21 protein-coding genes are annotated in these 25,483 nt (G+C 62.0%); 3 read left to right on the forward strand and 18 right to left on the reverse strand.

Going from position 1 to position 25,483, the window contains the following annotated elements; translation table 11 throughout:
- Positions 1-76 precede the first annotated feature (76 nt).
- Complete coding sequence (locus MUN81_RS01695) at positions 77-1,711, reverse strand: NADP-dependent glyceraldehyde-3-phosphate dehydrogenase (protein WP_245114674.1); 1,635 nt, start codon at positions 1,709-1,711, stop codon at positions 77-79.
- A 161-nt stretch (positions 1,712-1,872) separates the two neighbouring features.
- Between MUN81_RS01695 and MUN81_RS01700 the strand changes: the two genes are divergently transcribed.
- Together MUN81_RS01700 and MUN81_RS01705 are read left to right on the forward strand one after the other, a co-directional pair.
- Positions 1,873-2,304, forward strand: a complete 432-nt coding sequence (locus MUN81_RS01700; protein ID WP_245114675.1) for a hypothetical protein — start codon at positions 1,873-1,875, stop codon at positions 2,302-2,304.
- A gap of 97 nt (positions 2,305-2,401) precedes the next feature.
- On the forward strand, positions 2,402-3,835 hold the full coding sequence (locus tag MUN81_RS01705) for a hypothetical protein (protein ID WP_245114676.1): 1,434 nt from the start codon (positions 2,402-2,404) through the stop codon (positions 3,833-3,835).
- A gap of 129 nt (positions 3,836-3,964) precedes the next feature.
- Here the strand turns inward: MUN81_RS01705 and MUN81_RS01710 are convergent, their stop codons facing one another.
- From MUN81_RS01710 to MUN81_RS01730, 5 genes are all read right to left on the reverse strand, one after another.
- On the reverse strand, positions 3,965-5,683 hold the full coding sequence (locus tag MUN81_RS01710; RefSeq protein WP_245114677.1) for a M28 family metallopeptidase: 1,719 nt from the start codon (positions 5,681-5,683) through the stop codon (positions 3,965-3,967).
- Between the two features lie 36 nt (positions 5,684-5,719).
- A complete protein-coding gene (locus MUN81_RS01715; protein ID WP_245114678.1) occupies positions 5,720-6,334 on the reverse strand; it encodes a TetR/AcrR family transcriptional regulator in 615 nt (204 codons plus the stop codon).
- A gap of 92 nt (positions 6,335-6,426) precedes the next feature.
- Positions 6,427-7,107, reverse strand: coding sequence for a carotenoid biosynthesis protein (locus MUN81_RS01720; RefSeq protein ID WP_245114679.1), 681 nt, complete (start codon positions 7,105-7,107; stop codon positions 6,427-6,429).
- An 82-nt stretch (positions 7,108-7,189) separates the two neighbouring features.
- On the reverse strand, positions 7,190-8,689 hold the full coding sequence (crtD, locus tag MUN81_RS01725; protein WP_245114680.1) for a 1-hydroxycarotenoid 3,4-desaturase CrtD: 1,500 nt from the start codon (positions 8,687-8,689) through the stop codon (positions 7,190-7,192).
- A gap of 275 nt (positions 8,690-8,964) precedes the next feature.
- Complete coding sequence (locus MUN81_RS01730) at positions 8,965-10,164, reverse strand: class I SAM-dependent rRNA methyltransferase (protein ID WP_245114681.1); 1,200 nt, start codon at positions 10,162-10,164, stop codon at positions 8,965-8,967.
- A gap of 78 nt (positions 10,165-10,242) precedes the next feature.
- On the opposite strand from MUN81_RS01730, the gene MUN81_RS01735 reads away from it, so the two are divergent.
- Entirely contained in the window at positions 10,243-10,713 is a 471-nt protein-coding gene (locus tag MUN81_RS01735; protein WP_245114682.1) for a GNAT family N-acetyltransferase, read from the forward strand.
- Between the two features lie 8 nt (positions 10,714-10,721).
- Here MUN81_RS01735 and MUN81_RS01740 read toward each other — a convergent pair whose 3' ends face one another.
- The 12 genes from MUN81_RS01740 to MUN81_RS01795 all read right to left on the reverse strand — a co-directional run bounded on the left by MUN81_RS01740 (position 10,722) and on the right by MUN81_RS01795 (position 25,441).
- The gene (locus tag MUN81_RS01740; protein ID WP_245114683.1) at positions 10,722-11,162 is read right to left on the reverse strand and encodes a hypothetical protein; all 441 of its coding nucleotides are present in this window, start codon (positions 11,160-11,162) and stop codon (positions 10,722-10,724) included.
- Positions 11,163-11,311: 149 nt separating this feature from the next.
- Positions 11,312-12,066, reverse strand: a protein-coding gene (locus MUN81_RS01745; protein WP_245110381.1) for an IS5 family transposase whose coding sequence is annotated in 2 segments (ribosomal slippage) — positions 11,312-11,736 and positions 11,736-12,066 — 756 coding nt in all. Because the reading frame shifts where the segments join, the coding sequence is not laid out codon by codon here.
- A 36-nt stretch (positions 12,067-12,102) separates the two neighbouring features.
- Complete coding sequence (locus MUN81_RS01750; RefSeq protein WP_245114684.1) at positions 12,103-14,109, reverse strand: OmpA family protein; 2,007 nt, start codon at positions 14,107-14,109, stop codon at positions 12,103-12,105.
- A 78-nt stretch (positions 14,110-14,187) separates the two neighbouring features.
- The gene (locus MUN81_RS01755) at positions 14,188-15,675 is read right to left on the reverse strand and encodes a carboxypeptidase regulatory-like domain-containing protein (protein ID WP_245114685.1); all 1,488 of its coding nucleotides are present in this window, start codon (positions 15,673-15,675) and stop codon (positions 14,188-14,190) included.
- A 77-nt stretch (positions 15,676-15,752) separates the two neighbouring features.
- Positions 15,753-16,115 carry a curli-like amyloid fiber formation chaperone CsgH gene (gene csgH, locus MUN81_RS01760; protein ID WP_245114686.1) on the reverse strand — a complete coding sequence of 121 codons (363 nt, stop codon included), beginning with the start codon at positions 16,113-16,115 and terminating at the stop codon, positions 15,753-15,755.
- 154 nt (positions 16,116-16,269) lie between these two features.
- Positions 16,270-16,950 (reverse strand): hypothetical protein, encoded by a 681-nt coding sequence (locus MUN81_RS01765; protein WP_245114687.1) that lies wholly within the window; start codon positions 16,948-16,950, stop codon positions 16,270-16,272.
- A gap of 147 nt (positions 16,951-17,097) precedes the next feature.
- A complete protein-coding gene (locus MUN81_RS01770; protein ID WP_245114688.1) occupies positions 17,098-18,147 on the reverse strand; it encodes a hypothetical protein in 1,050 nt (349 codons plus the stop codon).
- Positions 18,148-18,403: 256 nt separating this feature from the next.
- Complete coding sequence (locus MUN81_RS01775; protein WP_245114689.1) at positions 18,404-19,732, reverse strand: CsgG/HfaB family protein; 1,329 nt, start codon at positions 19,730-19,732, stop codon at positions 18,404-18,406.
- A 144-nt stretch (positions 19,733-19,876) separates the two neighbouring features.
- Positions 19,877-20,302, reverse strand: coding sequence for a curli production assembly/transport component CsgF (locus tag MUN81_RS01780; protein WP_245114690.1), 426 nt, complete (start codon positions 20,300-20,302; stop codon positions 19,877-19,879).
- Positions 20,303-20,329: 27 nt separating this feature from the next.
- The gene (locus MUN81_RS01785) at positions 20,330-20,692 is read right to left on the reverse strand and encodes a curli production assembly/transport protein CsgE (protein WP_245114691.1); all 363 of its coding nucleotides are present in this window, start codon (positions 20,690-20,692) and stop codon (positions 20,330-20,332) included.
- 418 nt (positions 20,693-21,110) lie between these two features.
- Positions 21,111-24,089, reverse strand: coding sequence for a DEAD/DEAH box helicase (locus tag MUN81_RS01790; protein ID WP_245114692.1), 2,979 nt, complete (start codon positions 24,087-24,089; stop codon positions 21,111-21,113).
- 119 nt (positions 24,090-24,208) lie between these two features.
- Positions 24,209-25,441 (reverse strand): FtsX-like permease family protein, encoded by a 1,233-nt coding sequence (locus MUN81_RS01795; protein ID WP_245114693.1) that lies wholly within the window; start codon positions 25,439-25,441, stop codon positions 24,209-24,211.
- Between the last annotated feature and the right edge of the window lie 42 nt (positions 25,442-25,483).

The following is a 25,483-nucleotide window of genomic DNA, read 5'->3' on the forward strand; positions in this document are numbered from 1 at the left end:
AAACAATGGATTAGTTGCGCGGTAGAGATGCTTCGACTTCGCTCAGCATGACGTTCCCAGCCTCGTTCGAAGATGCCTACAGAATAAACCGCGTGCTCAGGAAGCTGCTTTCCTGGCCGTCCACAATCTCGTTCAGCAGGTGCTTGTTGGCGTCCGTCATTTTGGTGGCCACCACCGTGCGGATGCTGAACGAGCGCAGCGCGTCGTACACCGACAGCGTGCCCTCGGCCGAGTCTTTGCGGCCGGTGAAGGGGAAGGTATCGGGCCCGCGCTGGCACTGGGCGTTGATGTTGACGCGGCTCACCTGGTTCACGAGCTGGTCGATGAGGTCGGCCACTTCCTTCGATTCACTGCCGAAGATGCTCACCTGCTGGCCGTGGTCGGAGTCGATGATGTACTGAATGGCTTCGTCGACTTTGCTGAAAGACGCCACCGGCACCACCGGCCCGAACTGCTCTTCGCGCCACACTTTCATGCCCTCCTGCACCGGAAACAGCAGCGCCGGGAACACCAGCGGGCCGGCCGCCGTGCCGCCGCCTTCGTTCACCACGCGGGCACCCTTGGCCTGGGCGTCGGCAATGACTTCGGCCAGGTAATCCGGCTTTTGCGGCTCGGGGAGCGGGGTGATGTTCACGCCGGCGTCCCAGGGCATGCCGGGTTTCAGCTTGTTGATTTCGGTGGCCAGGCGCTGCACGAAGTCTTCGGCAATGCTCTCGTGTACCATAAACAGCTTGAGCGCCGTGCAGCGCTGCCCGTTGAAGCTCAGCGCGCCCAGCACCGATTCCTTGATGGCCACGTCCAGGTCGGCGTCGGGCATCACGATGGCCACGTTTTTGGCATCGAGCCCGAACACGGCCCGCAGGCGGTTCGACTTGGGGTGCAGCTTCTTGAGCGAGTCGGCCACCCGGCTGCTGCCGATGAGGGCCAGCACGTCGATTTTGCCCGACGCCATGAGGGCCGGGACCACCGCGTTGCCGCGGCCGTACACGGTGTTCACCACGCCTTTGGGGAAGGCTTCGGTGAAGGCCTGCAGCAGCGGGTAGTGCAGCAGCGCGCCGTGTTTCGGCGGTTTGAACAGCACGGTGTTGCCCATAATGAGGGCCGGAATGAGCATGCAAAAGGTCTCGTTCAGCGGGTAGTTGAAGGGGCCCATGCAGAGCACCACGCCCAGCGGCGAGCGCCGAATCTGGCCGATGATGCCTTCCTCTATAGTGAAGCGCGACGAGTCGCGGTCGATGTCCTTGAGGGCGTCAATCGTGTTGCGGATATAGTCGATGGTGCGGTCAAACTCCTTCTCCGAGTCGGCGGCCGACTTGCCGATTTCCCACAGCAGCAGCTGCACGATTTCGGCCTTGCGGGCCACGATGAGGCGGGTAAATTTCTCGACGGCGGCAATGCGCTCGGCCACGCTCATGGTGGGCCACTCGCCGCGGCCGTGGTCGTAGGCGCGCACGGCGGCATCGAGGGCCTTGAGGCTTTCGGCTTCGTCGAGCAGCGGGTAAGAGCCGATGACGCGGGGCGCCAGCGTGCCGTCGGTGAGGCGCGTCTGGATGGGCGTGCGCACCTCCTGCGTGGGGCCGTGCCACTCGCGCAACTCGCCGTCGAGCAGGTACTGGCGCTGGTGCAGCGGCTCGGGCCGGCGCCAGGCTTCGGGAATGGCCCGCTCGTCGAGCGGGAACAGATGGGTCAGGCTTTCGGGGGTTACGGGCATGGTTGGGTGCAGAAAAGTTGCGGTGCGAACCTACGCACCAGCGCAGGTCCGCGGAAATGTTGGGCCTTCTCGGGCCCGCTGGGCCCCATTTTCGGGAACGTTTGCGTACCGCGGGCAAGCTTGAAAGCCGTATGTTCAGGCCAAAATTATTTTTTCCGCCCATGCCGCTCCGCTTCCTGCTTTTGCTCAATTTCGCCGCGGCCGCCTACCTCACCGGCCTCATCTGGACCATTCAGGTGGTGCACTACCCCAGCTTCGGGCTGGTGCCCAAAGATGCCTGGGTGGCCTTCCACACGGCCCACACCCGCCGCATGAGCTACGTGGTAATGGCCCCCATGGTGCTGGAACTGGCTTTGGCCACTTGGCTGACCTGGGCCGGCCGCACGGTCTTGCCTAGCGGCGCGGGCTGGTGGAGCTTGGCCCTGGTGCTGCTGATTTGGGCCGTCACCTTCTTAATCTCCGTGCCCTTCCACAACCGCCTCGAAGGCGGGTTCGACTACATTGCCATCGACGGCCTCACGCGCACCAACTGGCTGCGTACCCTGGCCTGGACGGCGCGGGCCCTGCTACTGGGCTGGCTGCTGGTGCGGTAGGGGCGGGGCTCGCTCCCGCCCCTACGTGTTGTGGTGGCCAGCCAGTAGCTTTAGCGGCATGAAGCGACTGCTGTTACTGTTTATGTTGGGTAGTGCCTTGTCAGTCCTAGCTCAAGCGCAAAGCGCCAGCCCCGGCCCGGCCGTGACCGTCGAGGTGAGCCGCGTGCATTCCCTAGTGCGGTTTGTAGAAACGCTGGCGGGCAGCACCAGTACCTACAAGGGCAGCCGGCGGGCTTTTGAAGCCAGCCGCTTCAACACGCCCGAGGCACGGCGCTGGCTGCGTCGCTACCAAAGCATCGACCACGAGCCCGGCTTCGACCGCGACGGCTACCCCGCCGGCCGCCTCGCCAGCATGGGTTCCATCGAGCCGAGCTATCTGGCCGCCAGCGCCGACGCGCAGGACCTGCCCGACCTGCAGCGCCGCACCGTGGGCCTGCTGCCCAACGAGGTGCTGGTAAGCCTCGACAGTATGTACCGCTACTTCACGCCCGCTTTCGATACGCTGGCCTGGCAGCCCCACGTCGCCGAGCTGGGCAAGCTGCGCACCGCCTACGCCGACTTTTTAACCAAGAGCCAGCTAATGCAGAAGTTCAGCCGGCTGCGCACCTTCTACGGCAGCGCTTGGCCCGATGCGCTACCCTACCGCGTGCTGCTCAACCCGCAGCTGGACGTGAAACAGGGCTTTAACGGCCTTATTTTCACCAATCACGCCACAGCCCTCGGCAACCTGGTGCTGCTCGACTGCCACCCTCAGTCGCGCACGTTCGTGGACGGCACCTCGGTAGTGTTTCACGAAATGAGCCACACGCTCTCGGCGCAGCAGCGCCTGGCCCTGCAGCAGCAGCTCGAAGGCTGGTACCTGCACCATCCCTCGCCCAACCGCCGCTTGGCCTACAACCTGATGGAAGAAGCCCTGGCCACGGTGGCCGGCGAGTGGATTTTCGCCCAACAAACCGGTCATCTCGAAAGCGGCGAATGGTACGGCGACGACTACGTGGACCGCTACGCCAAAGCCATCTACCCGCTGATGACCGGTTACGTGGAGCGTGGCCAATGCATCGACAGCATTTTTGTGAATCAAGCCATTAACCTGTTTGACCAGACATTTCCCCGGGCGTCCACGGACTATGTCAGTCTCTTTCGCAAGGTGATTTACTGGACCAACGACGACGACCTGCAGGCCGCCATCCAGCCATTTCAGGACCGGTTTCGAACCACCGTCACGTACTCTACCACCCCCATTCTGCATTCCGATAAAGCCCTGAGCCGGGCCCAGAGCGGCGAAATAATGCCCGTTATCGTGGTCACGCGCGAGCACAAGGCCACGCTGCGCTACCTACGCGCCAACCTGCCCGCCCTGCGCAAGCAGCGCCTCAACTCCGAAAAAAGCTTTCTGCTGAGCATGACGGGCCCTGATGGGCCAATTATTCTGGTGAATGCTCACGACCCCGCCCAACTCACCGCCGCAGCCAAGCTGCTGGACCAACAGGGGCACATGAACCTGAAGGAGCCGCTGGTGCTACTGAAATGAACGATGTAGAGACGCAATAGTTGGAGTCTCGCCGTTGAACGACCGGTACTGCATAGGACTGCGCAGATTAAACAACATCAGCAAACGAAGTTCAGCGAAGCTAACGACGAGACTCCAACTATTGCGTCTCTACATCGGCCGGCTTTTCTCCCGCGTCGCCTTGAATTCTGAGCCCTCCTTCCATTTCGGGAAGGTGGTTTCACTGGCCAGCTTCTGGCCCACGCGGAACAGCAGGCGGGCGTCCTGCTCGGCGCCGCGCAGGTCCCATTTGGGGTCGTATTGGTCGGCGGGCTGGTGATAGGTAATTTCTTCAAAGTCCTTGCGCTGCTTTTCGGCGAAGTCCTTGCCGTGCAGGCGGCTGTCGAAGGAGCCGCTGGCGTAGAGCGCCGGAATGCCCACTTTGGCGAAGCTGAAATGGTCGGAGCGGTAGAAGCTGCCGGTTTCGGGGTGCTGGTAGGGGATGACGTAACGGTTTTGCTCCTTGGCGGCGGCGCGGGCATAGTCGTCGAGCTCCGACTGGCCGTAGCCCGTGATGGTCACGTCGCGCATTGGGCCAAAGGCCAGCAGCTCGTCCATGTTGATGTCGGCCACGGTGCTGGCCACCGGGAAAATGGGGTGCTGGGCATAGTAGTCGGAGCCCAGCAGGCCCTGCTCTTCGCCAGTCACGGCCAGAAACACGATGCTGCGGGCGGGCTTCTCCTTGGCTTGCACAAAGCCGTTGGCAATGGCCAGCAGGCCGGCGCAGCCGCTGGCGTTGTCCAGCGCGCCGTTGTAAATCGAGTCGCCGGCAATGGCCGGCCCGATGCCGAGGTGGTCCCAGTGCGCCGAGTAGATGATGTATTCTTTAGGCCGCGTGGTGCCGGGCAGCACGGCCACCACTTTTTTCGAGGTTTTGCGCGTGATGGTGTTGTGCAGCGTGGTGGTCAGGTTCAGGCCCAGGGCTTGGCCTTTGAAGCCTTTTTGATTGGCCGCCGTGTAGGCTTCCTCATAGTTCTGCCCGGCCATCGTGAAGAGGCGCTTGGCCGCGTCGAGGGTCATCCAGCCTTCCAGAGCCACTTTGCTGGCGCCGTGGTCGGGCGTTTGGGGGTGCAGCTTGGCGCCGCCGTTGCTGCTTTGCACCACCGTCCAGGGGTAGGAGGCGGGCTTGGTGTCGTGGATAATGAGCAGGCCGGTGGCGCCGTGGCGGGCGGCTTCCTCGTACTTGTAGCCCCAGCGGCCGTAGTACGTCATGGCCTTGCCCTTGAATAGGGTGGTGTCGTTGCCCGCGTTGCCGGGGTCGTTGATGAGCACCACTACGGTTTTGCCCTTCACGTCGAGGCCGGCGTAGTCGTCCCAGCCGTACTCTGGCGCCGTCACGCCGTAGCCGGCAAACACCAGCGGCGAATTCTTGATTTCGACCGTGGGCACCTCGCGCTCCGTCAGGAACATGTAGTCCTGGCGGTACTTCAGGGTCAGGCTTTTGCCATTGCCCGTCACCGTGGCCGTCGAGTCGGGTTCGCCCGCAATTTCCACCAGCGGCACGGCCTGAAAATAGCTGCCGTTGGCTCCCGGCTGCAGCCCCAGCTTCTTGAATTCGGCGGCCAAATAATTCGTGGCTTTTTCCTCGCCCGCCGTGAACGGCCGCCGGCCCTGAAACTCATCTGATGCCAGCACTTTGATGTGCTGGCCAATCAGCGCGGCCGTTATGCCGTCTTTCGGCGCGGGCACGCTGGCCGTGTCGGTGGGCGCGGCTTCGGTGTTGCCGTTGGCCGAAGCCGTTTCCGAAGCAGAGGTATTGGACTGGCAGCCGGCTAACAGCAGGCCCGCCGCGGCCGGCAGCAGCCAACCGCGCAACGTTGATAAGCGCATCCGTACAAGTAGTTAGGCCCGGCCGGGCCGGGCTGTCTACAGCCGGGCGAAATGCTCGGCCGCAATCCGCGCGCCTTCGTCGGTGCAGATGCCGCGAATGTAGTACAGGAAGATGCTGCGGAACACCTCGCGCATGTTGTAGCGGTCGGGCGGAAACACCTGCGGGTTGAGCAGCAGGTTGAGCTGCTCAATAAGGATTTTGGTAACCAGCTGAATGTTAATGTCGGAGCGAAACAAACGGCCCCGAATACCGTCGTTCAGCAGCTGTTGTAGCTGGGGCGCCGAGTAGCTGTTGAGGTGGTCCATTACCGCTTCCCAGGTTTGCGGGAAGCCGGTTTGCAGGTCGACGTAGAACTCGCCCGGCACCGTGGCCAGGTCGCGCAAGCCCAATTGCAGCAGGCCGTAGAGCCGCTCCACCGCCGTCTGAAATTGCTCATATAACTCTCGGTGCTCCCGTTTCTGGCGCTCCATGTCGGCCAGTATGGCGTGGTGCACCAGCAGCTCGCGGCTCGGAAACTGCGCCGTGAGCTCGGGCACGCTGGTGTGCAGGGCGGCGGCCAGCACCTCATCGGTGGCGGTGTGCAAGCCGTAGCGGTGAAACACGGGCATGGCGGCTTCCAATGAAGCCGCCGGAAGGGTAAAGTCGGGCATGTGGAAGCGAGGAAGGAAAGACAACTACGGCTCAAAACTAGCGCCAGTTCACCCGCAATTCCTTATGGTTGAGGTTACAGAAACCCCCGGCCTTACTGCAGAGCCCCAAGGAAAAAGAAAAACAGCAGCTGCGTGAGGTACACCATCGGAGCCAAGGCGTTGACCTTGGGAAAGTTGGCCCGGTTGAACAGCATCTGCAGCACGCAGGCCACAATAAACCAGTCGCGGAAATTCTGCAGCGGAATGATTTCGGCCGACCAGTGCCAGAAGTCGTAGCGGCCCGCCACGGGCTCCAGGCACACGTCGAGCCCCACCATGAGCAGGGCCGCCAGCAGCGTGCGCGGCAGCTCGCCCAGCGGCAGGTAGCGCGCCAGCACACCGCACACGTACGTCAGCACCAGCCAGTTGAGGCCAATCATCGGCGGCACGCCCACAAACGGCGGCGCGTTGAACAGCTTGACGCCCAGCGTATCGCCGTAGGTGTAGTGCCCAAAAATCTTGCCCGTGTTCACGCCAATAAACTCGACGGCAAACCCCAGCACTATCACCGAAAGACTAAAGCCCCAGAAGCTCCCGTTGCGCTCCGGCTGAAACGCCAGCAGCAGCCCCGCCGTGAGCAGCAGCGTGAGCGGCGTGAAGCGCAGGTAAAAATCGGGGTCGTTGGAGAAGGCCAGGCCCACAAAACCCGTGACGTGAAACAGCAGCACCAAGCCCTGGGCGATGCGCAACCGGCGGGTATTGGTGGTTGGATTGAGGGATTCAGGATACTCCATTCGGTGGAGTCAAGCAGTTAAAAGTTAAAAGTTGAGGAGCAAGGGCCCTCTCGTTTTACGCACTGGTTTTAACTCTCAACAATTAACTATCAATAAGAGAAGCAACGATTTTGGCCGACAGCAAACACAGCGGAATGCCGCCCCCCGGGTGCACCGACCCGCCGCAAAAGTACAGCCCTTCGAGCCGCCCCGAAAAATTGGGGTGGCGCAGGAAGGCGGCCAGCGCGTTGTTGCTGGAGCTGCCATAGAGCGCGCCCCCAAACGAGGACGTGTCGGCGGCAATGCCCGGGGGCGTCCACACTTTTTCGGCGGCGATGAGCGGCTCCACGTCGATGCCCAGCGCCTGGTGCAGCTTACGGAGCACGGCGGCGCGGGTTTGGCGGGTGAGGGCGTCCCAGTCCTGGCCCTGGTCGTGGGGCACGTTCACCATCACAAACCAGTTTTCGTGGCCGGCCGGGGCGTCGGTGGGCGTCTTTTTGGAGGTGATGTTGACGTAAACGGTCACGTCGTCGGCCACGGTCTTCTCCTGAAAAATGGCCTGAAACTCGCGCTGGTAGTCGGCCGAGAAAAAGATGTTGTGCAGGTCCAGCTCGGGGAATTCCTGGGCAATGCCCCAGTAAAAAATCAGGGCCGAGGAGGAGCGGGGCTGGGCCAGCGTGCGCTCCGGGGCGGGCTGGCCCGGCAGCAGGCGCCGGTAGGTGGGCACCACGTCCATGTTGCTCACCACGCGGCCGAAGTCGTACACGTCCTGGGCCGTGCGCACGCCCGTCACGCGGTTTTCGGCCACCACAATTTCCTCCACGGCCTCGTTGTAGCGGAATTTCACGCCGAACTCCAGGGCCAGCTTCACCAGGCTTTCGGCAATGGCGTAGATGCCGCCCTCGGGGTAAAACGCGCCGATGCCGTGTTCCAGGTGCGGAATCATGCTGAGCGTGGCCGGCGCCTGGTAGGGGTCGGAGCCGTTGTAGGTGGCGTAGCGGTCGAAGAGCTGCACCAGGCGCGGGTCGCGGCCGAAGGCGCTGGCGTGGCGCTGGTGCATGGTGCCCAGCAGGCCCAGCTGCGGCAGCGCGGCCACGGCTTTCAAGGTTTCGGGGCTGAGGTAGGTGCCGGCCTTGTGCAGCGACTTGTGCAGGAAGGTGCCAGCCGTGGCGTCGTAGGCCCGGCCGGCGCGCTTCAGAAATGTAGTCACTTCGGCCGCAGGGGTGCCCAGCCTGGCCTGCACCTCGGCCGCAAATGTGTCGGCATCGGCCCAGGCTTTGAGCCGGGTGCCATCGGCAAAAAAATAGTGCGTGATGGGGTCGAGCCGCTCGTAGCGGAAGTAGTCGGCGGGCTCGCGGTGGGCCAGCCGGAAAATGTCGTCTACCAGCTGCGGCAGCGTGAAGAGCGAGGGGCCGGCGTCGAAACGATAGCCGCCCGGCAGCTCGAACTGGTGCATCTTGCCCCCAAACGTGGGCCCGGCTTCAAACACCGTGACGGCGTGCCCGGTCACGGCCAGCCGCACCGCCGCCGCAATGCCGGCAATGCCCGCCCCGATGACGGCTACGGGCTGGCGGGGCGCAGAGAAAGTTTTTTTACGAAACACTGGGGGCATAACGCGCAACGGGTGGGCAGATGTTTTGGGGCCCGACAAAATAGCGCGCTTTGCTGTGGCACACGCCATCCGAGAGGAGTAGGGGCGGGACTTGCCCCTGCCCGGTCGTGTGGGCTGCGGAGAATGTTCCCTTCACCCAAAGGCTCACAAAAAACCTTCGTCCTGAACAAAACGAAGGACCTTCTCACCGCTGAACAACTATCGTTCAAACGTGAGAAGGTCCTTGGCTACGCGGACGCCAGATGAGGATGACAGGCGTCTTGATTCTACTCCACCGCCAGCACCAGTCCTTTCAAGTACGCGCCTTCGGGGTGGAACAGGCTCACGGGATGGTCGGCGGGCTGGGTGAGGCGGTGCAGAATGCGCGCCGGCCGGCCGGCCTCGATGGCTGCCGCCAGCACCGCGCCCTCAAATAATTCGGGGCTAACTACTTGGCTGCAAGAGAAGGTGAACAGTAGCCCGCCCGGCGCCAGGTGCGCAATGCCGGCCGCGTTCAGGCGCTTGTAGCCCATGAGGGCGGCGTGGCGGGCGCCCATGTGCTTGGCAAACGCGGGCGGGTCGAGCACCAGCAGGTCGTATTCGGCCGAGTGGTTTTTGAGGAAGCCCAGCACGTCGTCGGGGTAGGCGGCGTGGCGGTCGGCGTGGTTCGAGAGCTCGGCGTTGCGTTCGGTGAGGGCAATGGCTTTCTTGCTGCTATCCACGGAGTGCACCAGCTCGGCGCCGGCCTCCAGGGCGTACACCGAGAAGCCGCCGGTGTAGCAAAACGTGTTGAGCACGCGGCGGCCGGGCGAGTAGCGGGCCAGTAGGTCGCGGTTGTCGCGCTGGTCGATGAAGAAGCCGGTTTTCTGGCCGGTTTCCCAGTCCACGGCAAAGCGGTGGCCGTTTTCCTGCACCACGTGCTCGGCGCCGCTGCTCTGGCCGAAGAGGTAGCCGTTCTTGGCATCGGGCACGGCGTTGCCGGGGATGGTTTCGGCGCTCTTGTCGTAGATGGCGCGCAGCTTGTTGCCGAACACCGCGCGCAGGGCGGCGGCTATTTCGGGCCGGGCGCGGTACATGCCGATGCTGTGGGCCTGCACCACGGCCACATCACCGTACACGTCAATGATGAGGCCGGGCAGGCCGTCGCCTTCGGCGTGCACCAGCCGAAACACGTTGGTGTCGGCGGTGCCGGTTAGGCCCAGGCGCTGGCGCAGGCGGTAGGCGTTGCCCAGCCGCTCTTCCCAGAACGCGGCCGTCGGCAGTTGCGCGCTCGGGCCAAAATCCAGCATGCGCACGGCAATGGAGCCGCCGCCCGAAAAGTGGCCCACGCCCAGCAGCTCGCCGTCGATGGCCTCGACGCGCACGGGCGCGCCTTCTTCGGTGTCGCCCTTCACGCGGGCAATGGCGCCGGAGAATACCCACGGGTGGCGGCGGCGCAGGGAGTGGTCTTTTCCGTTTTTGAGGACGATGGTGGCAGGATTCAGCATAGGCCTGCAAAGGTACGGCCCGCCGTGTGCGAACTTTGCAGCCTCGGTTCCTTCGTCCTTCCATTCCCGCTCCCACCCATGCCCACCGGCGTTTCCATCATCGATTTTGAGCCCGCGCACCGCCCGGCTTTCGAAGCCCTCAACCACGAGCTCGATTATGAGTGGATTACGCGCTATTTCTACATCGAAGGCGCCAACCGCCAGCCGGTAGAAAACCCCCAGCAATACATCGTGGAGCGCGGCGGCCACATCCTCATGGCCGTGTGCGAGGGCGAAATCGTGGGCACCTGCGCCCTGGTAAAAGAGCACGACGGCGTGTACGAACTGGCCCGGCTGGCCGTGGCGCCGGCTGCCCAGCGCCGCGGCATCGGCTGGGCGCTGGGCCAGGCCATGCTGGGCAAAGCGCGTGAGCTGGGCGCCCGCCGCGTAGAAGTTCTCTCCATTTCCACGCTGCTGCCGGCCCTCAAGCTCTACGATAAGCTGGGCTTCCGGCCGGCGGCCCTCATCCCCGGCCACCCCGGCGACGTGCGCATGGTGCTGGATTTGTAGCGCGGGCGCTATGTAAACCAGCGCCGGTAGATGGGCCGCCGCCAGGCAAACTGCGCCCACATGGCGGGGTACAGCAGGCGGTCGAGCCAGGGCGAGGCCGTGCGGTATTCCAGCGCATCCACAATCACGCTGCCGCCGTGGGGGCTGGGCTCAATGAGGTGGCGGTGGCGCCAGTAGCGCAGCGGCGGCGGCAGTATCTGGCCTTCATCGATGAAGAAGTGCGTGCCGTCGGGCTGCACGCCGTCGTCTACAATCAGGGAGGTCCAGCGCAGCTTCTTTACGAGGGTATTCAGCTCGATTTCAACCTGGTCGCCGGTGCGGCAGCCATCAAACCGTAGCACGCGCAGCTTGGGAAACGGCGGCGCCAGCGCCTCAAACAGCGCCCGCGTGAAGCCTGCCATCACCTGGGCCGGCGATTGGGCCACGGCAGTTCGAAGAGTTACCAGCATAGAGCAAGAAATAGAAATAACGTCATGCAGAGCGCAGCGAAGCATCTCGCTCGGTGGTAACCCAATTTGCAGCCGTATTGATTTGTGGGAGCACGCGAGATGCTTCGCTGCGCTCTGCATGACAGTCTTTATTCGACTGCTAGGAAGTGTTAACAGTCGCGTAGCCACAGGACGGTTGCAGCGAGGTGAATAAAGGCCAAAAAATGCGCATCGAGTTTGTCATACCGGGTGGCCACGCGGCGAAACTGCTTGAGGCGGCTGAAAAGGCGCTCAATGGGGTGACGTTGGGCGTAACGCGCCGCGTCGTAGCCCCGCGGGTAGCGGCGCTTGCACCGGGGCGGAATCACGGCACAGGTGCCGCGGGCAGCCAGGGTGGCCACGAGCGGGTCGGAATCGTAGCCCCGGTCGGCCACGAGGTAGGCCGGGGCCAGCCCGTCGAGCAGCGGCAGCGCTTGCGGGGCGTCGTGGCGCTGGCCGGCTGTCAGGCTGCCGCGCACGAACCGGCCCCCAGCGTCGGCCACCGCGTGCAGCTTGGTGGTCAATCCGCCGCGGCTACGCCCCAGGGCTTGCGGCCCGTTTTTTTGCGTGCCCCGCTCGCGTGTTGGTGCACCCGCACGGTGGTCGAGTCGACCAGCAGCGTGTGCAGCGCGTCGTCCTCTTGCACGGCGGCCAGCACCCGGGCCCACACGCCCGAGGCGGTCCAGCGCTGGAAGCGCGTGTATGTTGTGTGCCAGTTGCCCCACGCGGCCGGCAAGGCACGCCAGCGGCAGCCGTTGCGCAACAACCACAGCACCGCTTCTACAAAACGGCGGTTGTCCTGGCCCCGGCCACCTTTCGTGCCTTCCCGACCCGGCAGCAGCGGCGCGATGCGGGCCCACTGCGCGTCTGTGAGCAAATAATCCATACCCCAAATTAATACCTACTGTTAACACTTCCTAGTTTATATCCCCGTCACCCGGAACTCCACGCGCCGGTTCAGCTTGCGGGTGGTTTCCTGCGCGTTGCTGGCCGCCGGTTTGGCGCCGCCGAAGCCGATGCCGGTGATGCGGCTTTCGGCCACGCCGTGGGCCACCAGGTAGGCCTTCACCGCCGCCACTCGCTCCTCGCTGAGCACCACGTTTTTGGCGGGCTCGCCCACGTTGTCGGTGTGGCCGCGCAGCTCGATGGTCAGGCGCGGGTTGTCGGCCATCATGGCCACCAGCTGGTCGAGGGCGCGGGCCGAGCCCGGCAGCAGCACGGCCTGGCCTTGCTCAAACTGCACGTTGGCCAGCGGGAGGGTGGTGCCCACGGCCAGGGGTTGCAGCAAGATGTCGTGCACGGTGGGGCCGGCGCCCACCGTCCAACTGCTATCAGCGTCGACGAAGCCGGCCAGCTGCGCTTTGTAGAAATACGGCTTGCCCGGCGCCGCGCCGTACGAAAACCGGCCATCGGTGGAAAGTGCCACCACGGCCGAAGCGCTTTCGCGGCCAATGTGCAGTTCGGCCGCCGTTAGCGGCTGGTAGGTGGTAGCGTTCAGCACGCGCCCACGCCAGGGCACGGTGGCGCTGGGCAAGGGCGGGGCTGCTCCCCGGTAGGCCACCCGAAACAGGTTGCAGCCCGCCAGGTCGGTGTAGGTGCCGCGCCGCTCCAAGCTGGCCTTGCGCCGCGACAGGTCCACCTTGTAGAGGGCGTGCGGGCCGGCCAGGTACATGCGCCGCCGGCCCGACTCGTCGTTTTGCAGCAGTACGTCGCTGTAGCCGCCGCGCTTGGGCAAGCCCGTGAGGGCCAGCAGCTCGGGCGCGGGCCGCTGGGTTTTCAGGTCCACGCGCACCAGCGAGCCGTCGGTGCTGTACACCATGTACACGGTATTGGCGTCGTCGAGGCAAAAGTTGCCGTGTGTGCCCGCGCCGTCGAAAGCAATGCTGGGGTAGTAGGCGGCCTGCTGGGTGGGGTCTTTCTGCCAGAGCACGGTCACGGTGCCGCCTTCGGCGGGGCTCACCTTCACCAGCTGGTTGGCGTCGGAGGTGAGGAAGTACAGGTCGCCGCGCTCGTCGGTGGCGGCCGAAATCCAGACGTTGGTGGGCCCCTGCGCGGGCAGCTGCCAGGTGGTGAAAGCCCCGCGCCGCGTGGTGGGGTCGTAGCGGTACACCAGCTCGGGCTGGTTGGTGGGCGATTTCGTGACCGAGTACAGGCAGTTGTCAAACCCCTTGGCCAGGGCGTACGACTGAAAGGGCAGCACGTTGCGGTGCACCGTGGCCAGCTCGGACACGTCGTCGGTCGAAAACTCGTGGATGGAGCGGCAGTCGTCTTCCCACTGGCCGGTGCGGCGGCTCATGGCCGCGATGCCGTACATTTTGCCGTCGCACACCTGGTCCACGTAGCGGCGGCTGGTGATGGATTTGCTGGTAAAAGCAAACGAATCAAGTATTTGCTGCCCTTCGGGCAGGCAGCGACCATCCTCGGTAGTAGCCGCCCGGTATTCTACCTGAAACTCGTAGCCCACGCGCCAGAAGCGCCGGCCCGCCACGTGCAGGCGGCCCGGCAGCCCCGCCACGGGGGCATAGGTGTAGTCGTAGCGCACCTCCTCGTAACGGCCGTAGTTTTTCTCTTCCAGGCGCACCACATACAGGTTGGGCAGGCGCAGCAGGGTGCGCCAGAGCGAATCCTGGCTGCCGGCGCCGGTCAGCGGCCGGTCCTTCAGGGCGTCGGGCAGGGGGCGGGCCGTCATTGTCACCACGGCCGGCACGGGCTGCCCCGTGGCCGGCGCGTAGAAGGCTGCTTCCGACCCCGCGGCGCCGGGCCGCAACTGCCAGGCACGCGGATACGTCAGGGTGAAGCGCCCATCGGCATCGGCATACGTAGCGGCGGGCAGGGCCTTGTCTGCCTGCGCGCGCAGCCCCAACGGAAACAAAATCAGCACCAGTGCCCCAAAGGCCTTCATACGCAGCAGCTCGGTCGTCAGCGACACGGAAAAGGGGCCGCAAAACCCCATTGCCGGGAAGGTACGGCCTTTTCTGGCAAAGCGGATGCCTTTTTCAGTCCGGGCTTACTTCCAGTCGGGCAGGAAGGCGTTTGAAAAGAGTTTGGCGCGGTTGCGGCCGTCGAGGTCCATCGTCCACACCTCCGGCGGGCTGAGGTCATCGTTTACGCGGTTAACGAAGATGACACGGAAACCGTCGGGCGAAATTCGCCCTTGAATATCATTGGTGCCCAATGCTTTGCCGAGCGAGCCAGTGGCACCTGCGGTGATATCAACGGTTGAGGTACCGTCAATGCGTTGGAGAAACAAGTGCGCGTCCAATTGCCGTCCGCCAGGGTCGTTAAAGCCAGCTACATCACGCGAATACAGCACCGAGCGGCCATCCAGGCTGAACGCCGGCGAGTCGAGGCGCCCCGGTAAATCGCCCACTAGCAAAATGGGATTCGTGCCGTCGGAGTTGTAGAGGTAGAGTTCGGAATTAAACACGCTGGAGCCCACGGTTTGCACCACGAGGCGCCCGCCATTTTGCACGTTCCAGTCGCACTCGCGAAAGTGCCGGCCAGGGGGGGCCGTTGCCATCAGTTGCAGTCCGGTCCCGTCGCGGTTTACGCGGTATAGCTGGTCGTAGTGTGCGTAGATGAGCTGCGCGCCGTCCGGCGACCAGTGGTAGCCAATGCCCGCGTTGTTGTAGCCCTCCACCGAGAGGGTGGTGATTTGGCGCTGGTTCGAACCGTCCCGATTCATGGTGTACAGCTGGTACTGGCCGCTGGCGTTCGATGTGTACGCTATTACATCCCGATTGGGGCTCAGCTGCGGCGCCGTTTCCACCGTGGCGGCGCTGGTAAGGCGAAGAAGGTTGCCCCCGGTGTTGTCCGACGAATAAATGTCGGTATTGCCGGCCACCGTGCGGGCATACAGGTAGCGGTTATTGGGCAGGTCCGCCGTCCGGAAGCTCCACACCGGGCTGCGGGCCGAAGTGCCCGCTGTGTTGCGCACCGTTACCTGCCAGTAGTAGGTGGTGGCGTATTTCAAATTAGCAGCGGTTACGGTCGTGTCTTTCGAGTTGGTCAGCAACGCCGTGGCGTTGACGTTGTTGCTCTCGAAAAGCGACACGTCGTAGCGCAGCGAGTCGCTGGCCGTGGCGTTGACTGGGTGCCAGGACAACACCACCGTGGTGGGCTGCCCGGTGGCCTGGTTGGCGGGAGCAGGGCGGGTGGGTGCGGTTGGGGCGACCGTGGTACTCTTGGTCAGGACTATCGAAACGTCGGCGGCCTGCGCTTCATACACCGTCACGTTGGCCACCACCTGCTGGTAGTCGGCCTTGGTGGCGGTGATGGCCACGCGGCCCGCAGGCACGTTTTCTATCTGAAATTTGCCCTGCGCGTTGGTCAGGTACGAACTGGTGGCCGGGCTGGTGGTCACCGTCACGTTGGCCAACGGCAGATTGGTGCGGCCGTCCAGCACCGTTCCCGTTACGCTGCCGTAATATACCGGCTCCACCAAGTCTTCCTGGCAAGCGCTGAGCACGCACCAGCAGCAGATAAAACTCAACATGCACGACAAGCGCCGTGCCCAATCCGCGGGTAAAAAGGTCATATAAAGTACAAAGTCAGAAAGGCAGAATCACAAATTTAATGCGCCGCTGGCTGAGAAGCCGAGTCCTGCGCCACGGTGTGGCCGGCCAAATCCAGCACCCGCAATCGAATTTGGTAACGGTCTTGCGGCGTGACGTTTACCCGGGTCTGCGACAACGACACATCCTGTTGCGGCGCCACCTCAAATTCGCCGCGCTGCGTGTTCTGCGAACGACCGCCGCTGCCTTCGCGCAAGGTCTGCAATTCGTAGCGGTAGCGGCCGGCTGTGGGCAACAGGTTTCGGCAGTGCCCGGTCACGGTGAGCATGCCGCCCTGCTGTTGCAGTTCAAGGCGCGCTTGGCAGGGCGCCGGGGCGTCGGGGCTTTGCCAGGCCAAAAACATAAGAATGAGTTGTAGCATAACAGAAAGGAAAGAATTGGTTGGGTGAGTATCAGCACCCGCAAACCCGCAAGCAGCATAAAATCCGCACCAAAAGCCGCGTGGTTCGGCAATAAAAAAAGGCCACATGCGAATTGCAGTCAGCCTTTTCTCGATGCTCCCATCGGCTAGCGGTCTATCGAACGCCGGGTACTACTTTGCTTTGCTCAATGGTCAGGTTGATGCCCTGGCCCCGCATTTCCACGGTGTAGCCCTTGGGCGTCTGCGTCGTCGTCTCAATTTGCGTCAGGGTGTTGTCGGAGCCGTACTGCCGAATGTCGTAGTTGCGGTTGTTTTCACGCACTTCGCCTTGCACGGTATTGTTGTTGCCGTTCTGGGTGATTTTCATGGTGTTGTTGTCGCCTTCCAACAGTAGGTTAGCCCTTCCATCCACTCCTTGCACCTTATTCTGCGTGCCGTTTTGCGTGATGTTAGTGGCGTTGTTTTGCCCGCCTTGGGTGTAGCCAGCTTGGTTGCCGTTGCCATTTTGCGTTACCAATAGAAGATTGCCGCCGCCCAGCTGAGTCAATCTCAAAACGTTGGCTTCGCCAATTTGCGCTACGTAGGCTTGGTTGGCGTTGTTGGACAGCGTCTGTTGGTCGATGCGGGCAGTGTTGCCGTTGCCGACTTGCAGCAGGCCGGTCACATTTTGCAGGTTGGTCAGCGGCGGCAGGCCGGTGCTCATCGACAGCCGCTCCAGGCCCACGCTCTCAACCAACTGTTGTTCGCGCGAGGTACTAGTGGGTTCCGCCAATTGCGCTTGCGCGGTTCTGATGCCAAAACAGGCAGCCACTACGAAAAAAACAGTCCGTTTCATGAGCGGTGGGAATGCAAAGCAGAAGGATGGTAAATGTAAGTAATCAAACATCAAATGGGCCAAGCCCCAGGCCCTTCGCAAAGAAGCCCGGAACTTGGCGCATTTGGTTCGGTCCGTTTCTGTTTCTACGGACTAAGTCGTTCGACCTTAGTGCTGCGTTACAACGGCCGTGTTGTAAGTGCCCGACTGCGTGGTGTAGGCAGCCGACGACACGTTGGACTGCATGATGGCCGACGTGTTGTTCTGCACGATGCCGGTGTTGCCGTCCATCTGCATTTGCTGGGCATAGTTGCCGCTGCTGCGCTGCACAATGGAAGCGTTGTTGCTCACGCCGGTCTGGTCTTGCTTGGCGTAGTTGCTGCTCACGCTGCCCGAAGCGCTGCCTGCCGACTGGTCGATGGAGGCATTCAAATAAGAGCCGTTTTGGGTTTGCAGGGCGGTGTTGGCGCTGCCAAGGCCTTGGTTGATGCCGGCATCGTTGCCCACACCCGTGCCAGATTGCGCTTGGTTAGCGTGGCTGTTCGAGCCTTTCTGCGTAATCACGGCCGTGATGCCGCCGTTGCTAGCCATCGAACCGCTGGCGCCCGTTTGCGATTGCACGGCGCGGTTGCCGCTCGAAGAACCCGTTTGCTCAATGTAAGCACTCTTGTTCGTGCCGTTGTTTTGCGTCTGGGTGGCAAGGTTGGCCGACGACCCCGAGGCCTGAATTGCTTGGGCGGTATTGTGGTTGCCACCCAGTTGCGTCTGGTCTACTTGGCTGTAGCTACCAGACTGCGACGACGACAACACGTTACGACCACCGGCCACGTTGCTTTCGTTGAGCAGCGTTTGCTTCTGGTTGGTGGTGTTGTGCGAGCCGGACAGCTGGGAAACGGTTGCCGAGCTACCGCTGCCGCTGGCCAGAGCGCCGCCAGCAGAAGTGCGGCTGTCGAGTTGGTCTACGTTGGCTTGGTTATTATCACCGGCTTGCTGGATTTGCGAATCCTGGCTGTAATTGCCGTACTGTGCATTAGCACCCGAGATGGTGCCGGCATTAGCACCCGCCACCGGCGCATTCTGAGCATTGTACTGATAAGGTGTCAGCGGCACAAAAGCAGGAACGCGGGTGGGGCTTGAAGCCGTCGACACTTGCGACTGAGCGTTGGCGGTGAAGCCGAGTGCCATCAAAGTGGCGGCGAGGATGGTAACTTTTTTCATGAGAGTAAATGGGTTTGGGTTGGGAATGGGTTAAAAAGTTTTGTTGAGTCAAGAATGATTTGCCTTTTTCTGAGAGTGAGACAAATGTATTTTCCCGATTCACCAAATCCAAATACTTTTTGTAAAAATTATTAAAATTAAAAACGGCAAAATTATATATTTTCAATAATTGTATAAATATTCGTATAAAAAGTATAACAGTAGATTTTGCTATTTAAATTGAAAATCAGGGAGTTGTTATTTTATGAAAAAAAGATTATTTTTTATAAAAAATTTCTGAATTTCCCTTGCCCAAGTAGAAAGTCAGCCCTAGTCTACCGCCCCATGCGTAGTCGTTGTAGCGCCCTTGCACGACCTGGTCGATGCGGTCGGAGAGGTAAAAGTGGCTGTCGACGCCAGCACTGATGCCCAGCCGGGGCGTGACCAATAGCTCGCCCCCAATGCCCACCACGGCGTGAGGCACCAAGTTGTTGGCATCCAGGCGCGAAAACCGCTTGAGGGTGCCCCCCGCCCCGGCCAGCAGATAGGGCGAGAATCGGTCGTAGGGGAACAGGCACGCAATCAGGCCGGCTTCGGCGTAGCTAAAACGTTGGCTGAAATACTGCCCTTGCGGGCCTGCCGCCAACGCCCCGTGGCCGAGGTTCAGAAACGTGCTGAAATAGCCGTCGCCCAAGCGGTAGCGCAGGGTAAGTTCGCCGGCCGCGCGGTACTGAGGCAGCGCAAAATCGCCTTGGTACAGCTGCACGGCGCCGTTGAAGCCGATGCCAAACGGCCGACGGCGGTAGTTGGTTTGCCGGCCCAGGGGGTCGAGCGACAGGTTTTCGTCTTTTTCGCGCAGGTACGCTTGCATGGGCAGGCCCCTGGTGGCGGCGGTGTCGGTCGACGTCCAGATGCGAGCCAGCAGGCCCTCGTAGATGAGCGACTGCACCGACTTTTCGATGGCATCCTTCACGGCCATCTCGCTGGGCTCGTTGTACGTGAAGCCGGTTTCGGTTTCCAGCAGGCGCTTGAACGCCACAAACTGAAACAAGCTGGCGTCGACCTGCTGCGAAAGAATGGTTTTCGACGTGTAGACGGTCTTGAGAATCTTGCCCGTGTTGGTGCTGATGGCCCGCAGGTACACCGTCACCCGGTCCTGGCGGTACTGGCCCGAGGCGCCGGCTCCGAAGTAGCGCAGGCCGGCCCCGCCGGTCAGGATGTTGGAATCGTAGGAGATAATGCCGCCTTCGAGGATGATGCCGGCAAACAGCAACGGCGGGAGGTTGGGCTGGCGCTGGCCGGTTTGCTGGGAGTATTCATCGCGCGTGGAGCGAATGATTTTGCGCTCATTCAGCAGGTTGCCCAAGTTTTCGCGCTCAATGGGTTCGAACCACTGGGACTCTTCCAGGGCCCGCAGCAGCACGGTGGTCGCGCCCTGCGTCACGGCTGTCGAGAAGCTCGACCCGTTGGCCTGGGGCTTGTACTGCCCGGTCTGGTCCCGGAATTTGTACACGGCCACCACCACGCGCTGCCGGGCGGGCGGGAGGTGCCGCCACACTTCGTTTCCGTTGATTTCGGCCCCGAGCCGGGCCGGCTCAGGGTTCATAAACGTTTGATGGAAATAGGAGGCGCAGCCGCTGAGTCCTGCCAATAGCAGGAACACTACGGCAGTCAGCAATCGACGCAGAAGCATGGAAACAACGAGAAAGTAAGGGTGGGAATTGCTTGTCCGGCAGTCACTTGCCGCGGGCTAAAAGCCGTTGGGAATGGTGATGGTGGTCTGGTTGCCGGTGGACGTGTCGGTGACCTGCACGCCAATGCCATTAGCCCCGGGCGTAATCTGAATTTGATAGGTCCCGACGGTGTAGTTGCCCGGCTTGATGGCACCCTGGCCAAACTGGTTGGCAATCAGCCGGCTGCTGAGCTGGGCCAATACCTGCTGGTTGAGGCTGGCCGCGAAATTGGCCAGTGGGTCTGGCGCCGTTGCATTGGCCTTAGAGGCCGGGTCCACAATGGTGGTTTGCGCCTGGGCCGAACTGAGCAGCCACGAATAATTGAACGTGTTGCCCCCGCCAAAAGCCGGGTTTTTGGGCTCGTACACGAAATCCTGGGCATGTGCATTGCGCCCAAACGAAAGCAGCGCAAGAAGGACGGTGAGGGTAAACACGTGTTTCATATGCTCGAGGGGTAAAAAGGAAATGAATTAGTAGGTTTCGAGGGCCTGCTTGTTGCCGCGTTCCAGCTGTTGGCTCAGGTTGAAAGATTCCTGCAAGGAGTTGCTGGCTATTTCGATGGCTTGCTGCGATGCATCCATGATGATTTCCTCCTTCCCTTGAAGCGGAAATTCCAGAAGCTGCTCGTTGTTGACGGTCACGGTGATGATGGCGTTGTTGCCCCGCGACGGCTTTTCTCCAATCACGACCGTGAAGTCGTCTATGCCGTTGGGGGCTTCCCAGCGGCTATAAAATTGGTCGTAAAAATCGTGGCCGATTTTGGTGATGGTCTGGTCCAATACCAGGCCGCTGGCTTCGGGCCCCAGCTTCGCTCGTTGGCGTTGCGAAGCCACAGAATCAGCCCGCAAAAGCATCCGCAAGGCTTCTTCCGTTTTCAGGGCTGAAAGCTGATTTGAAGGAGCCGGCGCAGAGGAAGGGGCGGTGGTCTTTTTTTCCGGAAGCTTTCGACTGGGCTGTGCCCAGCCTGCGTGTGCCGTCAGTAGCGCGAACAAGACACACGCCACCCGCGGCCACGCGGGCAAAGTGCCGAAAGACGATAGAAGTTGCGCAGCCAATGCCAGGTCCGAAAACGGAAAAGTAGGCTGCAAATATGAATGAATTAAACTTGGTAAACCGAATGATTAAATAAAATCTTTATTAATCCCTGTTTATTCGCATTGTGGTCAGGCCGACTGCTCCGCTTGGCAAAGCTTCTGGTTTGGGCATGGAAATGCACACGCCGTAGCGTGGCTCCTCACACGGCTTGGGCGTTTAGCCCAGCAGTTCCTCGATGTCGGCCCGGGTAAGGTGTTTGATAACCGCCTCGTCGGTGGCAATCAGCTCGCTCACCAGCGCCAGCTTGCGGCGCTGCAGGGCCAGAATTTTCTCTTCCACCGTGCCCTGCGAGATGAACTTGTAGGTGAACACCGGCCGCTGCTGGCCGATGCGGTGGGCGCGGTCCACGGCCTGGGCTTCCACGGCGGGGTTCCACCAGGGGTCGAGGATGAAGACGTAGTCGGCCGCGGTGAGGTTGAGGCCCACCCCGCCGGCCTTCAGGCTGATGAGGAAGATGCGCAGGTCCTCGGTTTCCTGGAAACGGGCTACCTCGGCCGGCCGGTCGCGGGTGGCGCCATCGAGGTAGGCGTACTCCAGCTGCCGCTCATCGAGCGCCGCCCGCACCAGCGCTAAGTGCTGGACAAACTGGCTAAACACCAGTACCTTGTGTCCTTCGGCCACTACGTTGCGAATCATGCGCAACACCTCGCGCAGCTTGCCCGATTCGCCGGTGTAATTTTCGTCGGCCAGGCGCGGGTGGTTGGCAATCTGGCGCAGGCGCGTCAGGCCCTGCAACAATAGAAACTGGGTGCTGGCCGGGCCGTGCTCGTCCAGGTTCTGCAGAATCTTGTTGCGGTAGAAGCTCTTGGTCTCTTCGTAGGCGTGGGCTTGCTCCTCCGTCATGGGGCAGTAGCTAAGCTGCTCGGTCTTCTCGGGCAATTCTTTTGCTACCTGGGCCTTGTGCCGACGGAGAATGAAGGGCTTAATCAGCGCATGCAGGCGACGGGTGCGGCCTTCGTCCTGGTGCTTCTCGATGGGCTTGAGGAATTCCTTGCGGAAAAACGCCTGCGTGCCCAGCAAGCCCGGGTTGATGAAGGACATTTGCGACCACAGGTCCATGGTGCTGTTCTCCACCGGCGTGCCCGTGAGGATGAGTCGGTGTTTGGAGCGCAGCTGCCGCACGGCCTGCGAGGTGGTGCTCGACGGGTTTTTGATGGCCTGCGACTCGTCGAGAATCACGTAGTCGAACTTGTAGCTGGCCAGCAGCTCCGTGTCGAGGCGTACGATGCCGTAGCTGGTCAGCACCACGTCGTAGTCGGCAAACCGGTCAGGGTTTTTGTCCCGATACGTGCCCGTATAGGCCAGAATGCGCAGGTCGGGCGTGAACTTCTCCGCCTCGGTCAGCCAGTTGAATACCAGCGAAGTGGGCAGCACCAGCAGCGACGCGGCACCTTGGTTTTCACCGCTTTCGTGGCGGTGCTGCAGCATGGCCAATGTCTGAATGGTCTTGCCCAGGCCCATGTCGTCGGCCAGGCAGCCACCGAAATGGAAGTCCTGCACGAAGCGCAGCCAGTTGTAGCCGGCCTTCTGATAAGGGCGCAGTTCGCCCTGGAAGCCCAGCGGCAGCGGGTGGTCTTCTACCTCGGCAAAGTCGCGCAGCTTCTCCAGCTTGCGGCCCATGCGCACGGTGGCCAGCTCATTGCTTTGTAAGTCAGCCACCAATGCCAGGTGATGGCGGCGCAGGTTCAGGCCTTCCTCGGTTTCTTCGCCGAAGGCAAACAGCTCCAAATAGTCCGTAAACCACTCTTCCGGGATGATGGCAATCTGGCCGTTGGGTAGCTTGAATTCGCGCCGGCGCTGCAGAATGTGCCCGCGCAGCCGGATAAACGGCACCTCAATGTCGCCGAAGCGAACCGTGCCGCGCACGTCGAACCAGTCGCCGGCCTCCTGAATGCCCACGTGCACGCTGGTGGGCCCAATGAAGTAGCTCTTGGTAGCCGAGTCGGCCGCTTCCACGGTGTAGCCCAGCTCGGCCAGGGCGGGGGTATTGTCGTGCAGCCACTTGAAGGCTTCGGCCTTGGGCAGGGTGGCGTGGCCGTTTTCCACGGTGAGCGAGCGGGCGCGCAGCTCTTCCACGGTGGCCTGCTCCTGCTCGGGGTTGCGCAGCAGGCGGTGGAATACGTAGCTGTCGGCCGTTTTTTCCAAGTGCACGCTCACCGGCTTGTTGGTGCCCAGCGGCATTAAGTGCGGGCCGTAGCGGAAGCTCAGCTCGAAGTGAATCTGCTCGGTTTCGGCGCCCGTCAGCAGCGGGGCCACGGGCTTGGGCAGCGGGATGCGGCCCCGGCGCGGCGGGCCGGGCGGGCGCACGGGCGCTTCGGGCGCGGGCGGCGCCGGTATGGTGTCGCTAAACGTTAGCCGCGGCCGCGCCACGTAGCGCTCCGAGCGAATGTCGAAGCCGCGCGCGTGCACCTCGAACGCCTCCATGAGCGGCGCCACAAACTTCTGGAAGTAGCTTTCTTCCACGTTGCGGGGCACCACGATGAATTTCTTCTTCAAAAAAGGCAGCAGCTTTTTGCCGTCTACCTCCGTGCGGAAAGTGTAGAGCAGGTCGTTCAGCAGCAGCCAGGCGGGCTGCAGGCACACCAGCACGGCGTCCTTGTATTGGAAGTCGAGCTTCTGGCCCTGATACTGAATGGTGGGGAAGTAATGAGTGCCTTCCTCGTTGCGGCGGAAGTGGAAGAGGATGGACGCCTTGGCCGGCGCCAGGCCGATTTCCTTCCACGTCGGCTCGCCGTCGCGGCCCATGATGAACACGCACTTGCCCGCCAGCCGCGCCAGGATGGCCGCCATGCGGGCCTGCACGTACTTGGAAATGGCTTCCTGCAGCGGCTTGTCGCCTTTTTCGGCGTTGTAGGTTTTTAAGAAAAATTCGGCCGTCGCGATTTTGCGGGGCCAGAATTCCTTCACCACCGCTTCCTGCTGAATCTGGTCGCAGAGCTCCACCAGCTCAAAGTCGGTGGCATCGAGGCCGGCGGCAAACTCGTGGGCATTTTTGCCCGATACGGTCTGGTGCTGCAGGGTGAGCTGGCCCCGCGGGCCGAGCTGTACCACATAGGCCGCAAACAAATGGCCGAGGAACTCGTGCTCGAAGAGCGAGTAAACGATTTGAAACGGTTCTGCGGTAGATACTTTCATAGCCGGGCACGCGGAAGGCGCAAGGTAGGGCCGAAAGCGGAAATATGCACGGCGGAGCTTGGCGCCTGGAGGGCGGGCCTAGCGCTTACGGCTGGAAACCGGCGGGGATGCCGCCAGGGCTATAAATTCTCGCGCACGTCCAGGCGGCTCGCGTTCAGCGCCGGCCGGATGCTCACGGCCAGCGTGATGAGGATGATGGACATGCACGTGAAAATGATGTCCGAGGCCTGCATTTTTACCGGGTAAGCATCCACCACGCTCGTGGCCATGCCCATGCTCACAAAGCCAAAGCGCTGCTGCAGCCAGCACAGCGCCACGCCCAGCACGAGGCCCGTGGCCGCCCCCACCAGCGCCACAATGGCGCCCACGTACAGAAACGTGCGACGCACCGTTTTCTGGTTGGCGCCCATGGCCAGCAGCACGGCAATGTCTTTTTTCTTGTCGATGACCAGCATCGAAAGCGAGAAAAAGATGTTGAGCGAGGCGATGAGCAGAATGAGCGTGAAGGTGATGAACACGAACAGCTTCTCGACCTTGATGGCCTTGAACAGGCTCACGTGCTGCTCGTCGGAATCCTGCACTTTGAAATTGGGCCCCAGCTGCTTGCGGAGCTGGTTTTTCACCTGCTCAATCTCAAAGCTCTGGCCCACTTTCACGTAGAGCGCGGTGCGGCGCGTGCCGTAGTTCAGCAAGCGTTGGGCAAACGCGAGGGGCACGAAAATGTAGCTGTCGTCGATGTGCTGCTCGATGAGAAACACGCCGCCCGCAATCAGGTCCTGCTCGTTGAAGGCCTTGCTAGGGTCGGTGCTGAGGGCTTTTTTGCCGGGCGTGTTGCGCGGGTAGAGCAGGCGCATGGGCGCCAAGCGGTTGTTGAGCGTGATGCTGAGCTCGTGCTGCACGCCGGCGCCCACCAGGGCCAGTTCCAAGCTGTCGCGGCGCAGGCGGTGGTCGCCTTCGCGGATGTTGGCGTCAATCTGGCTCTGGCCGAAGTAGTTGTCCGAGAGGCCGCGCATTTTCACCACCATCTGGCGGTCGTGGTACTGCAGCAGGGCGTTGTCTTCGATGACTTCGGTGAGCAGGGCCACACCGGGCGTGTTTTCCAGCTTCATCAGGAAGGTGCGGTCCACGTCGAAGGCCTTGCCTTTGGTGGCCGAAATCACCAAGTTGGGGTCCGACTTGCCATAGAGCGTACGCACCAAATCCTCCAGCCCGTTGAACACCGACAGCACGATAATCAGCGCCATGGTGCCCACCGCCACCCCAATCATCGAAATGTTGGAGATGATGGTGATGATGTTGCGCTTGTTCTTGGAACGGAAGTAGCGCCGGGCAATGAGGAGAGGAACTTTCACCTAACGGATTGAGGGAGGAAGGCAGCAGGCGGGGTAGAAGGA

The organism is Hymenobacter sp. 5317J-9, from assembly GCF_022921075.1.
Lineage (GTDB): Bacteria > Bacteroidota > Bacteroidia > Cytophagales > Hymenobacteraceae > Hymenobacter.

Coding starts and splice junctions, on each gene's coding strand:
- MUN81_RS01695 (WP_245114674.1), bottom strand. CDS start 1,711: ATGCCCGTAACCCCCGAAAGCCTGACCCATCTGTTCCCGCTCGACGAG.
- MUN81_RS01700 (WP_245114675.1), top strand. CDS start 1,873: ATGCCGCTCCGCTTCCTGCTTTTGCTCAATTTCGCCGCGGCCGCCTAC.
- MUN81_RS01710 (WP_245114677.1), bottom strand. CDS start 5,683: ATGCGCTTATCAACGTTGCGCGGTTGGCTGCTGCCGGCCGCGGCGGGC.
- MUN81_RS01715 (WP_245114678.1), bottom strand. CDS start 6,334: ATGCCCGACTTTACCCTTCCGGCGGCTTCATTGGAAGCCGCCATGCCC.
- MUN81_RS01720 (WP_245114679.1), bottom strand. CDS start 7,107: ATGGAGTATCCTGAATCCCTCAATCCAACCACCAATACCCGCCGGTTG.
- MUN81_RS01730 (WP_245114681.1), bottom strand. CDS start 10,164: ATGCTGAATCCTGCCACCATCGTCCTCAAAAACGGAAAAGACCACTCC.
- MUN81_RS01735 (WP_245114682.1), top strand. CDS start 10,243: ATGCCCACCGGCGTTTCCATCATCGATTTTGAGCCCGCGCACCGCCCG.
- MUN81_RS01740 (WP_245114683.1), bottom strand. CDS start 11,162: ATGCTGGTAACTCTTCGAACTGCCGTGGCCCAATCGCCGGCCCAGGTG.
- MUN81_RS01755 (WP_245114685.1), bottom strand. CDS start 15,675: ATGTTGAGTTTTATCTGCTGCTGGTGCGTGCTCAGCGCTTGCCAGGAA.
- csgH (WP_245114686.1), bottom strand. CDS start 16,115: ATGCTACAACTCATTCTTATGTTTTTGGCCTGGCAAAGCCCCGACGCC.
- MUN81_RS01765 (WP_245114687.1), bottom strand. CDS start 16,950: ATGAAACGGACTGTTTTTTTCGTAGTGGCTGCCTGTTTTGGCATCAGA.
- MUN81_RS01770 (WP_245114688.1), bottom strand. CDS start 18,147: ATGAAAAAAGTTACCATCCTCGCCGCCACTTTGATGGCACTCGGCTTC.
- MUN81_RS01775 (WP_245114689.1), bottom strand. CDS start 19,732: ATGAACCCTGAGCCGGCCCGGCTCGGGGCCGAAATCAACGGAAACGAA.
- MUN81_RS01780 (WP_245114690.1), bottom strand. CDS start 20,302: ATGAAACACGTGTTTACCCTCACCGTCCTTCTTGCGCTGCTTTCGTTT.
- MUN81_RS01790 (WP_245114692.1), bottom strand. CDS start 24,089: ATGAAAGTATCTACCGCAGAACCGTTTCAAATCGTTTACTCGCTCTTC.